Source organism: Yersinia sp. SCPM-O-B-9106 (C-191), assembly GCF_026183365.1.
Taxonomy (GTDB): Bacteria; Pseudomonadota; Gammaproteobacteria; order Enterobacterales; family Enterobacteriaceae; genus Yersinia; species Yersinia rochesterensis.
In genome coordinates, this window is record NZ_CP110791.1 from 3,620,235 (window position 1) to 3,636,030 (window position 15,796).

Sequence of the window (15,796 nt, forward strand, 5' to 3'; positions counted from 1 at the left end):
TTATAACTCAACGAGAAGAGTCATACATCTTATTCAAAAACAAATTTCTTTCAGATATCCTTCTGGATACCAAACCAGATACTCCCCATGCCATATTTAATATTTTATTTTTATTTTTATTTTTATTTTTATTTTTATTTTTATTTTTTTGCTTTTTTGCTTTTTTGCTTTTTTGCTTTTTTGCTTTTTTGAAGGGTAGTGATTTCAAATAAAACTTGATGCATTACGGTTTTTAGTCATGGTAGTATTTTATTAAAATAATCAATTTCTTGTTGATATCCATTGTATAAACAATCACTAGCTCCTGTTATTTCTGCATCCGTACCTTTAGAATAAAAAGTTTCCAATTGACATTTTTTTGCGTTGTAATATCCCATATTTCTCTTAATACTAAAATTTGTTCCTTTTTCTCTGGGTTACTATCTATTTGCTCATTTACTATATTATCCAATAGTTTAACAACTTCAGCGACCCTATTTCGAGATTTCAGACAGCTGTTTATTCTCATTGCTAGTAAATGCAGTCATGCTGTTAACTGAATAGCAAAGAGTGACGAGAAAAACAATGAATTTCATTCGATTCATATTTATCATTTCACTGCAGTATCGGCCTTGGCCATGCAACTATAATCGTATTGGTAATGTGAATACCGCGTTGGTATGTTCTCTGAATACTGACAAGATAAAATCCATTACATCTCCCTCAAGATAGCCTCCTACGAACCGAATTAATAACAAAAGTAATCAATCAGGGAATGATTTAGTCACAATTCGACTGCCTTGTTCTTCTTTACTGAAATAGATCCTTGTTTCACCACCATCAAATTGCTGTGTAATAACAAGATGATCAGGTCCATTCCATTTGTATTCAACAACAATACAACCATTATCGCATTTCATGGAAAAACTTTTGTTTAACGCTATTTTTTCCTGCAAATGCGCTCTATCATCACTAACTAAACTACTTCGATACTTCTGGTAAGAGTCCAAAATATCCATGTTTTTATAGTAACAATCGACAATATAACCATGCTCATAAATTTGTTCTGAGGTTTGTTCCTTATGTGCACATGCAACAACAGAAACCTTATCTTCTTCATTCACCTGAGAATAAATGATCGCTCTATTTTTAAGTACAAAAACTAATGAGTTATCAACTTCAATAAAGTATGAAAATGGATAAACGCATTCAATCGAAGGATTTACCGGAGTAATCAAACCTAACGTATTCTTTAGTTTAACATTATAGCCAGATAAAAATGTTTTATATAAGTCAACTGTTTTTTGACTATTCCAGTATTGCAGGGGAGTCATTTTTTCTTTGCTGTACTCATACTTACAAACACCATTGACAGTTACAGTGGTATTATCAATAACAATTTCTCTTCCTTTAAAAACCTCATTTACTAAATACTCGGCCACATATTCTCCTTGCGGATCGATGCGATCAGAAACGACATAATTCCTCCATGCCATTGAATTATCAGTCAATAAATGAAGATCGGAAGCAGAATTGTCTACGTTAGCATTTGCAACAAATGAAGTTAGAATTAATGGCAAAATTAATAGTAATTTAATAATTTTCATTGAGATATTTCTTTATAGACTTTGCATCTTTATAGCTAAAGACAAGTCCTGACGAGTTGTATCCGTCATAACCAGATAGATTCCCATCATTTAATATTTTTTTGTTTACTGAAACCCTTCCATTGTAGTATTTATATGCGAAAGTTTTATAATGTTTCGCATTTATATTATCTTCATCCCAAGACACAAGAACAATTAAATTCTTAACATTATCGATTGGTGTAAAAAAAACCGTCTCAATCTCAGGTACGCCATCATACACCTGATAGCTATCAATGGACTCTATTTTTAATCCACTCTGTGTAATAAACGAAATGGACTCATCTTTCTCTTTGATAAAAGAAACAGTTAAATTATTATTTTTATCTAGAGGAAATGGTCCTTGAACAACATTGATAGCTGCCTGACATGGCAACATTATGCTTAAAAAAAGCAACAATAAAAAATTCTTAATCATACATAATTACTCCAACTCTATATTAAGGCCAAAAATAATTTTTAAAGTATCCTATCTAATGTAATCTATTCCTATCGTTGATATACTGTTAGTTGTTTTCCTTGAGATATTTAATTCTTTCATTCGTTTTATCAAGGAGGCATTGCGCATATATGCTTGAAAAACCAGTCCCTATTTTAGATTCGTATGTTTCATAGTCACAACCTGCATCTCTCATTTTTATCCAAGCTAGTTGAGACGTTTTTAGATAGACGTCACGGGATTCATTTTGCCCGTAAAACTTCCCCCCTTCTTTCTTATACGCCAGGATCTGAGATTTATATAGTTCATTTAGCTCTTTATCGGATTGTGAGTATTGATTTTTAATATTAAATAAATTGGTTTGCTCATCCTGAGACATTGCACATACAGACAGCGGAGATATCCCTATGAAAATTATTCCGATTATTATATTTTTCATTATAAGTATCCTTTTCTTGAATTAAAACGTAGAGAACACTCCATAATTAGCCTGATTACCTTGACATTCATCCACATTAATTATTGTACGCGAAGCAATAGTCTGTCCATCTTAAATCAAGGTAATAAATTACTAAAATAGTCTATTTCTTCTGTATACCCTTTTATCATACATTGATTTTTCATAGAGATTTCAGCATCGGTTCCTTTCGATTCGAAAATTTCGAATCGACATTTACTGTCAGTGAGTTTACACCAGTCACTATCTAACTGTAATATAATATTTTTCTTTTCCGGATTATCTAATACTGCATTATCAATAATAGTCTTTAATTTATCAGAAGTAGATTTTAAATTGGATTTAGATGCAATGTTAATATTATTCAGTTGAACGTTTTATTTTTCATTAAATGCTGTAAAAGCAAAAGATGACATGAACAGTATTGATATAAAAATGGCAATATTAATTCGCATAATAACGAGTCATCCTGTCAATTGAATTGATCATCAGAAATGACATCAATCTCATAAGACTTATAATTAAGGGAACTTAAAACCATTATTTCTTACTGAGCTATCTGGTACATTATCAATACTGCTATTCTTAATATCTTTCTCTCCAAAAGAGTTGGAGTTACAATTTCTTATACTTACAGACTCTCCATCTTTCTTAATATTAAGAAAGGCCACAGCATTAGGTTTCTCCTCTGGTACTCCTAGAATATAATCATATTTCCCCTGACTAAATCCAAAGTAAGTTGTATACGTCCATTGATCTACCCATCTTTTTAATTTCCTACTCGCACTGAAGTCTACTTTTAATTCTATATTTCCGCCATTTTTGAAAACATAGTAAAGAGTGTCAGTTTTTTCATTTATGCAAAATGCAGCCACTCGTTGTACTCGCCCAGATAGCGTACATGATGCAATCATCGTTTCATCTGAACTACATTCAGCAGCGTAAGCCTGATATGCAGGTACTAAAAGAAAAATAAATAATAATTGTTTCATAAAAATACCTCTTCACATAATCTGTAAGCACTTCTTCTCTCGGCAAGTCCCATATCCCCTCCATTGACTACTAGAGTTACAGCAATAACATCATCATAGCCTCTACCTCTATCAGCAATATATGGCTTTGCAGTAACCCAAAACCAAAGCGCACTACGAATTGCATATGGCATTTCATTGACTATTTCTGGGTTATCCACAGTATTAGGCACATTATCCGACCAATAGTTATTGTAATCTGTAGGAAAACCATGATACTTTTCATACCCTGTAATTTGAATCAACCCCCTACCTCTGAAATTATATCCATCTTCGGGATTGGTTTGCCTATTTCCATTTAACCTTAAATAATGTTTTCTTCCAATTGCTTGCTCATCAGCTCTGCGAATTGTCCTTCCTAAAGCATTTTTTTCATACCCATCTTGATCTGCTTCCGAGGAATGCTGACGGTAATATCGACTAAAGGATCTCAATGTGTCGGGTGAAAACTGGAAGCCTTCTGTTTTACCTTTCATTTGTGGCCCAACTTCACCTTTAATTTGAGAGAAGAAATGTCTCAATCTGGTAGGTGTATCGAGTTTAAACGTTACTAGCGTTCCTCTTAACTCGTTAACTACAGTATTTAGATCTTCATCTAAAGCTTGTGGGAAAACTTTTTTCAGTTGCTCGTATGTAACGCCATCATTTCTAATATTTACAGCATCCAAAAACGCCACCGGGTGCATGTGCCATAGCTCTGGGCCCATTCCTGGTACCGACTTCATCCACTTTATTTTCTCAATAAAGGCTTCGGTGTAGGTTTTCCACTGCGGCGCATCTGTTGTCAGCGTATCTAGATACGTCTTCCACAACAGATCATCTTTATCGCAATACCACTCGCTGGTATGTTTCGCGATTATCCGGAACCGATGGTCACGATAAGAGACGTTATGCACCGCCTGAAGATATTCTTGTTCTGAATAGACCCCATCGTGATTACTATCAATATGCTCAAGCAGGCGTCGGTAATTATGTTCATTCAACACATGGCTGGTGCGGGTTTCATCCTGAGCGGCTTTATACATCTGTTCCAGAATGCCTTTCACGATATTATCCGGATGCTGCACCCCATCTAACAGGTTAAAACTCTCCGATGCTTTATCCAGCGCCACAAAACCCAGTTCACCTAAGGCATATTGCGACAACTTTTGCACACTGCTTGCAGCCAGATACCCATTCTCCCTGTGTATCTGGTAATAACCGGGTTGCCCGTCAATGTCCACTACCGGTACTTTCGATAACGTCACAATACCCTGAGTCAGCGTTTTGCGCGTGCTGTCCACCATCTGCCCCGCCGCATCCTTCGCAAACAGTGCAGCAGCTTTCGGATACTTCAGAAAAGCAGGGGTTTGCTCACCCACGTGATCCGGGTTGGTGAGAAACGTCGGAAGCTTATCGTCCATACTAAAACACTCGATATGCACCTGGTAGCGCGAGCGTATACCATTCTCTTCCGGCAGTTGGAAAAAGCCCATGTGCCCGATACTGTCACTGGCGTTAATGGTAATGGCCGTAGCCGGTTTGACCACTTCACCAAAGACCAATGTACTTGCCGAAGTCGTTGGCGTGACCGGCGTCAAACTGTCACCATCAGACACTATCCAGACACGATCGCCTTTCTTTTGCTTACCCACATCACGGCCCAATGTGACCAGGCTGAATGTATTCACTGTATCCGTTGGGGCCGCGCCCGCCGCGACCGTCACCGGTCGTGTAACCTGCTGTGCGGCATTATCCGGTTCATAAGTTAGCGGGAAACCCGCAACCACTTTACCCGCTGATTTACGAGCCAATACATCGTCACGACTCAGGTAATACGACCAGTTCGTGCGGGAGGTGCAGTTCACCCTGCCAGCGGGCTGAGCGTCGTACGCCGGCGTGCATTTTGCCCACCAGGATGGCACAGGCACCGATGATTCAGCTTTTAAGCTGCCTTGATCTGAGACGGTCCAGACTTTCGTACCCACACTCAGAGTAGTGCCCACCGTATTTTTTGTCTCTTCAGCTATCGTGACTTCAGTAAACTGCCGGCGATCGCTGCTGCGGGTGATGATGCTGTCACTCAAGGCCACCGGCGTATCTTTAACCAATAATCCGGCTGCACGGCTTTCTAGCACATCGTCCACACTACTGTAATATCGCTGAATACTGGCAGTCTTCCTGTTGCAATCTCCGCTTTGCTGTGCGTAAGCGGAAAAAGGGGCCAGATTCATATACAGCGTATAAAACGTTAGCCCGTTGTCATCGGTATCGCCCGGCTGAATGTAATGTTTCACCAGCACAAATGACGTTGAAAAGTGCAGTTTTTCATCCCGCCACGGGATTGCCGGGCTTTCGTAATCTTTGCACACCCGATAAGCCACTATCTCGCCATCCGCCATACAGCGAATAAATTGCTCACCCTGATATGGCTCACGGCGATACTGCTGTTCCGCAGCACTGTTGGTGCTCAGAGCACACCAGGGAATAGTCGCGTCAGTAATGTGAATACCTCCGTGCCACATCCCCTGACTTCCCACCAGGTACTGTCCTGAGCTTTCGCCGTCAAGTTTCGACAGTAAATCCTCAGCAGTTGAAAATGCATGACCATTCTTATTTGACGGTACGGGATAACTGAATTTGGGTAGTTTTGCTGGCATAGATTACCTTCCCTGTTAATCGCAGGCCCATTTGGCTGAGTTTTTGGTAACAACAGTGACATCCGTCTGTTTAAAGTCTGGGGTTTCCAAAGGCAAACTGCTGCCTGAACCCGGCACCACATAATTTGCCGTTTTCATAATAAAGTCCCCTGCTGATCCATGCTCAATACCACTTTGGCTCAGTTTCAGATACGAACCGCCCCCATTCAGTGTTAGCGTTTTCGGCGTGCTGATGATGATTTCATCCTCACTGCTGGTGATAGTGACCTGTTGTTTGGCAAAAAGGGCCATCGTGTTGTGCTGCGCCTGGATTTCCACATCGCCCTGATTAGCCACCAGCTTTGCTCCGTCTTTATGCACAAACAGCCCCAGCGCCTTTTCGACCGAGATGGAGAGGTTTTTCATCGCGCCGATATCAAGGTGCTGACCTGCATTAATCATGGTGTTGCGGGCGCTGCTCATCTGTAGATGCTCGCCAGAGGTGACGGCAATCCCTTGCGGGGCACTCGCCAGGATTACGGCGGATTGCAAACCAGATAGCCGCTCTTTGACCAGGTTAAGCTGGGTCTGGATATCCGAGACCAGCGCCCCGGCCTGCTCTGCTGCTGAATTCAGCGCCTGCATTTCGCTGTTGGCCTGATTAATCAAGTTAACCGCGGGCGCCATCTCCAATACCTGCCCCTGCGCTTTCAACTGATCATCTGCCGTCAGGAAAATTCCTTTGGCCGCACGGACAGCACCAAACTCGTCAGTACGCAGTTCAAATCCAGTGCCGCGCTGTTCCCGCTGCGCATTGACCAAATGGCCCATGTTCAGTTGGCTCTTACCAAATTCCGTCGCGAGCTTAATGTGTTCTTGTTGGCGCAAGTCTTCCATCCGCAGCTTATTGTTTGCCGGGGTGCGCCAGATATTGCGGGTATGGTTATCACTGGTGACGTGGTCAGGATGTTCGGAATCATGCTGCGTATAGGCAATATAAGGTCGGTCTGGATCGCCACTGTCAAACACCACCGAAACTTCCGTTCCATCAAGCAGCGGGGCATGCCAGCCATAGGTATCACCGGCATAGGGTTTTGCCATCCGCAGCCAAAGATAAGCATATCCCTGCTCGGTACTATTGCGGTCAAAATCCAGTTTCACCCGGTAGCGCCCTTGGTCGTCCAGCCAGGCGTAAGTATCTCCTTTCTCTGTACTTTCTACTCTCGCGGAGAGAGAACCGGAGATCACCGGACGGTTAAGTAGTGCTGGGCGATAGCAGACAGTTTCACTGTAAGGGATGCCGTCAAATTCCGACTGGAAACTGCTTTTCCGTGAGCCGCGACTGCGCACTGTCGTTATGACAATGCCATCTTTCAACCCCTCCGGTAGCGCACTATCAGTTTCCAATACTTGACCGGGGGCCAGTAATGGACGAGTGGAGCGGCCCGTGACGGTCAACTGGCCGTTGAGAATGCGCTCATGCCGTATCCGGGCATAAAATGCGCCAGTTTCGGTACTTTGGATATCACCTTCGGATAAAAATGGCTCCGCATAGTGATAAACCTCGCCCGTCGTAATCCCTTCCGGGCTGCTGATATTCTCAGTGCTGTCCTGCGGAATAAGTGCCTGACGGTAGTTATAGTCGCGCGTGGCCACACTGTCGCTCACCACGTTGTATGCCGTTTGGATATCCCAGAGACTCTCTTGCCCGCTGTCACTCATGCCCGCTGGGTTGCGCAATGGAAGCCGGGTACCGAACTGGTATTGTTCTTGGGAGTCCTGAAATATCACGACGTCCTGCTCAACGCGGCTATCCATTTCAAAACGCCAGAAAATGCCAACTTCCGCCAGCAAGCGCTGCACAAACTCCAGGTCGGTTTCCCGCCACTGGGTAATCAGTTCCCGTGCGGGATATTCACGCGACAAACGAAATTCAAAGTCAGGTCCTTCAAGACCGTGCTTGCGCAAAACCTGCTCGACAACTTCCGTCACGGACTGGTTAAGGTAAATCTCATTGTTTTTTGTATGCTTTAGCAGCGCGATGCGCGGTACCAACGTCAGTGAATACCGAGTTTCATCTGCAGAGGTCGAGAGTCGACGAAAAGACTGCACGACACCATAGACCGTTCGCACTGGCACCGCAGGCCCGCCATTAAACATCGGGGTTTGGAAAGTGAAAGATCCCGGCTTAAGCAACAGCGTGTCGCAGGCGATGTCCGATTCGCTACAGGTGAGTGAGACATTATACTGCCAGGGGCGACTGAAAGACTCTTCGGCATGAAAACTCAGCACATCCAGGAAGTGCGGGCAGTCATGCACGTCCACATGGTAACGTGATTGCCCCAAAGACTGTTTTAACTGGCTGGCAATGTTGGTCAGTATCGAATCACTCATCATTCACTCCTTGAAATTCCAGTGTGATCCCATCCGCTTCATCCCAGCCCAGCGTCAGGCCGGTCGGTTTTTGCTGTAATGCCAAACGTTGAAGTAACTGTTGGCTTAACACCGGCAAGATTTGTTGATTCAGCAGACTGTCGATATTGCGCGCGCCGGTGTCTGGCAACAAGCAGGCGGCGACCAGAGTCTCGGTCAGACTCTCTTCAATCTGGCAGCTCAGGCCGTAGTGTCGTTGTAGCCGCTGCGCCACCTGATTCAGTTTGATCGCCACAATGCGTTTTAGCGCGTCCACTTGAAGTGGGCGGTAAATCAAGGTCTGGAAGCGGGCCAGCAGCGCGGGCTGGAAGTGATCGCGCAGGATCGGGCGCAGCAGTTCATGCAAAGTGCTATCCGGCGCTTCCGGTTGTTCATCCAGTAGTTGCATCAGATGGTCACTGCCCAGATTGGCGGTCATCACAATGACCGTGTTACGAAAATCAATTTCGCGCCCTTCGCCGTCGCGCATAAAACCCCGGTCAAATACCTGATAGAACAGGTTCAGCACATCGCGGTGGGCCTTCTCAACTTCATCCAGCAACACCACGCTGTACGGCCGCTTGCGCACCGCCTCGGTGAGAATGCCGCCCTGGCCGTAACCGACATAACCCGGTGGCGAACCTTTGAGCTGGGAAACAGTGTGAGCTTCCTGATATTCCGATAAGTTAATAGTAATCAGTGATTTCTCACCACCGAACAGTGTGTCGGCCAGCGCCAGTGCCGTTTCGGTTTTACCTATACCACTCGGCCCGACCAACAGGAATACACCCAGAGGGCCATTCTCTGGTGTCAGGCCAGTTTTAGCTGCCCGCAGCCGTTGCGCCAGTGCGCCCAATGCCCCATCCTGCCCAATCACCCGCTCACCCAGAAGGCTTTCCAGTGACAACAAGTTGGTTTGTTCGTCTTTGAGTAAGCTGCCCAGCGGCACGCCAGTCCAGTCGGCAATGACAGTGGCGACGGTGCGGACATCAACATCCAGCGACAGCAGCGGCGCGTTGCCCTGAATCTGGTTAAGTTCTGCTTGCAACTCCGCCAGATGTGCCACGTTGGCGATATCCTGACGCGCTTCAATAATCAGGGTGGTCAGCCGCTTCTCTGCTTCATATTGCTGTGCAAGCTGCTGTTGCCCAATAATCAGCTCGGCGCGGCGTTTATCAATCTCAGGTAAGCGCGTTGAACTGACATTCGGCAGCAGCAGTAAATCCTGCTCGATAGCCTGTTGCTCCATCGCCAGCGCGGCAAGTTCGGCGTTAATTTCCATCAGCGCGGCCGGCTGGGTGTCGATACTCATGCGGACACGGGCACCGGCGGTGTCGAGCAGATCCACCGCTTTGTCTGGCAGTTGGCGGCCGGTCAGGAAGCGGCGCGACAGGGTAACCGCCGCGGTGATAGCGGAATCCAGAATATGCACGCCGTGGTGCTGGGCGTAGCGGCCCTTTAAGCCGCGCAGCATCAAGCTGGCTTTCGCGTCGTCCGGCTCGTCAACTTTCACCATCTGGAAGCGGCGTTCCAGTGCGGCATCGCGTTCAAAATACTGTTTGTATTCCGACCAGGTGGTGGCGGCGATGGTCCGCAACTCACCACGGGCCAATGCCGGTTTCAATAAGTTAGCGGCATCTGCGCCACCGGCCTGATTACCTGCGCCAATAATGGTGTGAGCTTCGTCAATAAACAGCAGCACCGGCGTCGGCGATTGTTGCACCGCCTCAATGACATTTTTCAGCCGCTGTTCGAACTCGCCTTTGACCCCCGCCCCGGCTTGCAATAGACCCAAGTCCAGAGTGCGCAGGCTGACAGTTTTCAGGCTATCCGGCACGTTGCCTTCAGCAATGCGCAGTGCCAGCCCTTCAACCAGCGCGGTTTTACCGACGCCCGGTTCACCGACCAGAATCGGGTTGTTTTTACGGCGGCGCGACAGGATATCGACCATTTGGCGGATCTCAGTATCGCGACCAAAAATCGGGTCAATCTGCCCGGTTTTCGCTTTGGCGGTGACGTCCAAAGTGAATTTATCCAGCGCCGCTTGCAGGGCATCATTCAGTTGGGGCTGACCGCTGGCGGAGGTGGTGGTGGGGGCTTCATCCGTCAAGTTGACCGGGCTGTCCGCCAGAGCTGCTGCCTGCTGGACTTCAGGACGTTCATCGGATTGATTATCCAGCAAGGGCAGCAGGCGGTGTAACTGGGTGGTACTCAGGCTGAGCAATGGCCAGGCGGCATCGGCGGCCAATAATGACGGAGTGGTAATCAGCGCCGCCAGCAGATGGCTGGAGCGCACCGCATCGGCGTTCTCCTGCAACGAGGCATCCAGCCAGGCACTTTTGATCAATTGCTGTAACGCGGCTGACAACTGGGGCTTACCCTGCACGGTGCGCGGCAAAGTATCCAGATGGGCCAGCAACCCCTGCCACAGGCTGTCCATGTCCCACTCATAACGCCGGGCAATGACGGTAATATCACCCTCGCCCTGCTCTAACAGTTTCAACAACCAATGTTCGACGGTGATCTCGGCATGGGCGCGGGTCTGACACAGGGTAGCAGCACCGGCCAGTGCCTGTGCGCAATAGGGATTTAACCGACGTAATAAGTGTGCTGAATGCGTTGTCATAAATTCTCTTCCTTGTGTGCGAAACCTGATATGTTCGCCGGTTTTGGGTACGCTACCGCCCATAGCCATTCCTTTACTAAGGAAACCGAGGCCCATAAGGTCATTAAAAGGTTGTTAATTTTTGCTCAATCAGCGCAACAAGCAGTGGCTCAGCAAAAACAAAAAAGCAGACGGCGAACCGCCTACTTGCGGGGTTACCCTAAATAATTCGTGTTGCAGGCAGGCGGCAAGTGAACGAGGCCCTGGGAGCAGAGATAACTCTGTGACCAGGGCGAGCGAACGTAGCCAACGCACCTGCGGCGCGAAGAATGACGGGTAACTATGCTGTGGCGCGTTCGTTCCAAGAATCGGAATGAATGATGTTGCCGTCTTTAAAGGTCCAAGTGATTTTTTCGTAGCGCAGTTCCACCAGTTCCAGGTGGTTGTGCTTCTCTTTCGCCGGATCTTTCACGTCGTGCATTTTCGGCGCAACTTTGACCACTTTGACGTTTTCCAGTTTGGTGTTGAAATATTCAACTTCCTGGCCAGCGTCATCAATGCGGTACCATTTGAACTCGGCGGTTTTCAGTGTTTGACCGGTGGTCACCGCTTTATACAAATAAGGGGTAGACGCATCGATTTCTTTGGTGAAAACGAATGGGGTGTGGATACGGGTGCCAGTCAGCTTGCCGGTATTGTTATCGGTTGGGATGTACAGGTTATGATCCTGTGCCACGATCTCAATGCTGCCTTCACGGCTTTGCACATCAACAGAACCCTTAATGTCTGCACCGCCATCGTCTTTCAGCCACAGATATACTGGAATTGCCATGGTTAACTCCTTGTTACTTACTGAATGAAGTCGCTTGTTCCTGCGACCGGTTTTCCTTCATCTTTCAGGTTGCTGCCTAACCGCAACCTGAAATCTATTGGGCATTTTTTTCGGGCACCTGACAGGCATCGGCCTGCGGCACCAGACTAATTTCGACCCGACGGTTAAGCGCGCGCCCTTCCGTTGACTCATTAGTCGCGATAGGGCGTGTCGCCCCGTATCCCTGTACCGCAAAGCAAGTTGGCGAGACGTCGCTGGTTGACAGCATCCAGTCACGCAGAGCTTCGGCACGTTTAAGTGAAAGTGTCTGGTTGGCGCTGGCATCACCGGTGATATCAGTATGCCCAGCCACCACGATCAGCCAGCCGGGTTTGGCCCTAATATCAATTAGCGCGCTGACCAGCATTTTGGTGCTGCCCGGTTTGAGCTGATACTTTCCGGTGTCAAATAGCGATAACGCGTCGAGACGGACGGTTTTTGGCGTTTGCTTTTCCACCGGTGTAGGAGGCGGTGGCGGCGGAATGTAGGTATCAATGGCTTGTTGAAGGGCCAACCACAGACGTTGCCCTGGGTATAACCCCAGACTGTATTTCAGAGGCTCCCCCTGCCGCTGCCAGCGCTCGAGTAACAAGGTATCCTGTTGAAGAGCGGCGAGTGCCTGCGCTTTCGGCTGGTAGTGAGTCATCGGAATCGCATGCCAGCGTTGCAAATCCGTCTCTACCTGATAGATAAGGCTCCGGTTATTAGCCACAGAAAATCCAATGGCCCCCAGAGCACATAACATCAGAAGGCACACTACACGGCGAGAATCTTGCCCGCCCTGTACCGGTAAAGCATAAGGCGACAGCAGCGGAAGCACCGCATCAGGAAAACGCTCTGAAACTTCAAACTTCGCTGGTGTTTGAGCAAGTTGAAGACCGGTGCGGCGATACAGCCATTGAACCCAAAGGGAGTGATCTTCCCTTCTCGGATAACCGGTACGCAGTGCAACCGCAAAAGGAGGCACCGGCGGGCAAAGCCGGTCAGTCTTCTCTAGCTCATCAAGCAAAATTTCACGGATAAAGGTGAATGCCTGGCTCAGGATAGGGAGGAGCGTGATGTTATCTGCCGAGAGTTGCCATTCCTGTAGTGGGATGAGAGTTTCATTCGCTGGACACACCACAGCATCGGCCCCACGAACAATATTCCACGGTGTTTCCGGCCCGGAGAACTGGCAACTCAAAACCACGGGTAACCGAAAGCCGGTCAGCAAACTCAACTGTTTGATCTGTTGACGCAATGCTTTCAGTGATGCCCGCAGCACCGCCTCATCCTGATGCTGGTCCGGCAGACAGTTGTACATAATTGAAAGTTGCCCCAGTTGGCGGGGCTGTTGTAGCTGAATGTTGCGAACAATCTCGGTGAGCGCACTAATGTCACCGACGCGCAGCCAGCAACCTTGCGCGGTTTTTCTCAACGGCCGCTCTGGAAACAGGTTATCCAGCCCGTCTCCACACACCAACACTACAGGGCTTTGGTTTTCAATCAGTGGCAAATCTACTGTGGCAATGGTGCCAGCTGCATCGGAGCGACGGCGATAACGTCGCCACACGAGCCGACAGGCGATCATAACAATCACCAGCGTGAGCAGCCCTTTGGCCCACGTTGCAACCGGGAAGAAGTACCACAGCAGCCATAACAGCACAGCGGCACTGATGAAAATGTGAAACACCCCGGATACGATGGCTGATTTACGCATTAGTGTCGTAACTCCGGGAGTTGAGCGGACAACAATAGCTGTAACCAGTGATGCCCCCCCCACCATACGACCCCAGTGAGTACCACTGCGAAAGCAACCCAGAACCACACTGAGCGTAATAGGGTGTAGCGGCGGCGGCCGGTTCTGTGAACTATCAGCGATAAACCCGCATCAGGTGGTGAAACGCGCTCGTTCAGGGCTTTCAGCGTTTCATCCCGCTGGGCCTGATCCACCGTTTTCACGCTGTACAATCCCTGAAAACCCAGCGATAGCACTCGGTGATAGCACGTTAACACCGCTGCGACAGGTGCTGGTTGCCGCAGCACTTCAGCAATACGATCCCAAATAGCTTCACCGGCGTGCAGGGAACCGAAAAAACGGGCCTGAAGGGGTGCCGTTCGCCAAGCTCGTTGCCCGTCGTCGACAGTGATTTCCTCACCCTCTTCGGTACCCTTTGGCTTACGGCTCATCACGGTTTCATCAAGCAGGGCGCACTGAGCATAAGTAATGTGTTCAATGCTGGCGTCGTCGTAGCCAGCTTTCTCCAGCGCTTCACGAACAGTTTCAACCTGTTTTAGGCAATTCTGATACAGCGCTTTACCATCAGGTGTGCTGGCTCCGTGTCGCAGCATGGCGACCGTCAACCAAGTTTCTGTCATCAGTTGGTCAATATCGATTTCTTGTCTCATGAGCGCAACACCGCAAATAACTCAAGTTCCAGTGACCCCAGAAGAGAAGGGACATAGAACATACACACCCCTTGATCCAACATGTCTCGGGCAGCCACACTTTCCATATCGAGCGCAAAATACTGATTTTCCAAACGAACTGGCAGCGCAGCAGGGACGCGATTTACCGCAATAAGCGGAATGCCTTTTAGCGCCACACTGTAGATTTCATTCACATCATCTGGAGAACCCGCCTTGCAAAGCGCTGGGAATCGCTCGGCAATTTGCCAAGCTGGAATATCAGAGCGCACAGAGAGGTACAGATCCGCTTCCTCGCGCAAGCGCACATCATGCAAGGATGCTTTCCATGTCTGTTCATCAGGGCGTGACATTTCCAGAGCAATAACCCGTGATGGCAAACTGGCTTCCAATAATCCGCTAATAAGATCAAACAGCGGTGGGAACGTATTACCCGGTTCCGCGTGGTCATACCCCGGTATCGCATCAAGATCGCTATCGAGCGAGAAAGTCAGCATGCTCCCAGCCAGACGCGCCAACTCAGCCCAAACTTGCTCAGGATGGCGAGCAGGGAAACGCTCATATTCGGTCAATACACGAGCGTGAGAGTTAAGGGCATTGAGCAACCAGAAGAGGGAAACATCCGCAACTGCGAAGTCAGCCAGCCGTTCGTTACTCTCACGGCGCATTGACATCAAACGCTGACGGCGGGAGCGCAACTGGCGATTCAGCAAAACCAGACGCTCACGCAATATCGGGCTGGCAGAAAATAGCACCATTGGGGGGATAAACTGGGGGTCTTGACGCCATCCGCCCTGCCCATCACGCACCAGACGCGCAATTGCACAGGTTTTCCACGATTCGTTGCTTTCATGCTGGAAACGAATCGTCAGGTTAAAACGTGCCACCGCCATCGATTCTTCTTCAGGCCCAAAAGCATCTGGAACAGTGACCCATTCCTCGCGATAACGCAGTGGGCGTTCAGAAACAGTGACTTCCTGCTGCACATTGGACGTTCCCGGCTGCATCAGCGGCAGGGCAAGCATGACAGTCACCGCCTCCTGACCCGCGATCTGGTCGATCACCAACTCACGTGCTACAGGGGGTAAATCACTGTTGAGTGTGTCAACCAATGTGCCGTCAGGGAGCCAAAGCCGCAGGTGACGGATTTGTATCAGTCCGGAAGACAGTAAATTGTCATCAAAATCCACCTTTTCCACGCCCCATGGGAATGGGGAGGCCAATGAAGCCACTCCAGCACTCCTGAAGGATTCCCATTCTGACTGTTGCTGGAACTGCTGAGGGGACAGCAATGCCCCCTCATTCCATAACGGACGATAAATTTTCATCGTG

12 protein-coding genes are annotated in these 15,796 nt (G+C 48.0%); all 12 read right to left on the reverse strand.

Going from position 1 to position 15,796, the window contains the following annotated elements:
* Positions 1-7 precede the first annotated feature (7 nt).
* Positions 8-208 carry a hypothetical protein gene (locus OP863_RS16520; protein WP_265525605.1) on the reverse strand — a complete coding sequence of 67 codons (201 nt, stop codon included), beginning with the start codon at positions 206-208 and terminating at the stop codon, positions 8-10.
* Between the two features lie 535 nt (positions 209-743).
* Entirely contained in the window at positions 744-1,586 is an 843-nt protein-coding gene (locus OP863_RS16525; RefSeq protein WP_265525606.1) for a hypothetical protein, read from the reverse strand.
* Complete coding sequence (locus OP863_RS16530; RefSeq protein ID WP_265525607.1) at positions 1,573-2,043, reverse strand: hypothetical protein; 471 nt, start codon at positions 2,041-2,043, stop codon at positions 1,573-1,575. Before OP863_RS16530 ends, OP863_RS16525 begins: the two co-directional genes overlap by 14 nt.
* Positions 2,044-2,131: 88 nt before the next feature.
* Complete coding sequence (locus tag OP863_RS16535; RefSeq protein WP_038630717.1) at positions 2,132-2,503, reverse strand: lysozyme inhibitor LprI family protein; 372 nt, start codon at positions 2,501-2,503, stop codon at positions 2,132-2,134.
* A 539-nt stretch (positions 2,504-3,042) separates the two neighbouring features.
* Positions 3,043-3,513 (reverse strand): hypothetical protein, encoded by a 471-nt coding sequence (locus OP863_RS16540; RefSeq protein ID WP_038630716.1) that lies wholly within the window; start codon positions 3,511-3,513, stop codon positions 3,043-3,045.
* Positions 3,510-6,191, reverse strand: coding sequence for a glycoside hydrolase family 19 protein (locus OP863_RS16545; protein ID WP_265525608.1), 2,682 nt, complete (start codon positions 6,189-6,191; stop codon positions 3,510-3,512). Before OP863_RS16545 ends, OP863_RS16540 begins: the two co-directional genes overlap by 4 nt.
* Positions 6,192-6,206: 15 nt before the next feature.
* Complete coding sequence (locus OP863_RS16550) at positions 6,207-8,564, reverse strand: type VI secretion system Vgr family protein (protein ID WP_145591152.1); 2,358 nt, start codon at positions 8,562-8,564, stop codon at positions 6,207-6,209.
* On the reverse strand, positions 8,557-11,208 hold the full coding sequence (gene tssH / locus OP863_RS16555; protein WP_265525609.1) for a type VI secretion system ATPase TssH: 2,652 nt from the start codon (positions 11,206-11,208) through the stop codon (positions 8,557-8,559). Before tssH ends, OP863_RS16550 begins: the two co-directional genes overlap by 8 nt.
* Positions 11,209-11,527: 319 nt before the next feature.
* The gene (locus OP863_RS16560; protein ID WP_002210014.1) at positions 11,528-12,019 is read right to left on the reverse strand and encodes an Hcp family type VI secretion system effector; all 492 of its coding nucleotides are present in this window, start codon (positions 12,017-12,019) and stop codon (positions 11,528-11,530) included.
* Between the two features lie 94 nt (positions 12,020-12,113).
* Positions 12,114-13,757: an OmpA family protein gene (locus tag OP863_RS16565; protein ID WP_265525610.1), complete on the reverse strand. Its 1,644-nt coding sequence runs from the start codon at positions 13,755-13,757 to the stop codon at positions 12,114-12,116.
* On the reverse strand, positions 13,757-14,446 hold the full coding sequence (gene tssL, locus OP863_RS16570; protein WP_265525611.1) for a type VI secretion system protein TssL, short form: 690 nt from the start codon (positions 14,444-14,446) through the stop codon (positions 13,757-13,759). The genes OP863_RS16565 and tssL overlap by 1 nt, the downstream gene beginning before the upstream one ends.
* Positions 14,443-15,792, reverse strand: a complete 1,350-nt coding sequence (gene tssK, locus OP863_RS16575) for a type VI secretion system baseplate subunit TssK (protein ID WP_265525612.1) — start codon at positions 15,790-15,792, stop codon at positions 14,443-14,445. Before tssK ends, tssL begins: the two co-directional genes overlap by 4 nt.
* Positions 15,793-15,796 lie beyond the last annotated feature (4 nt).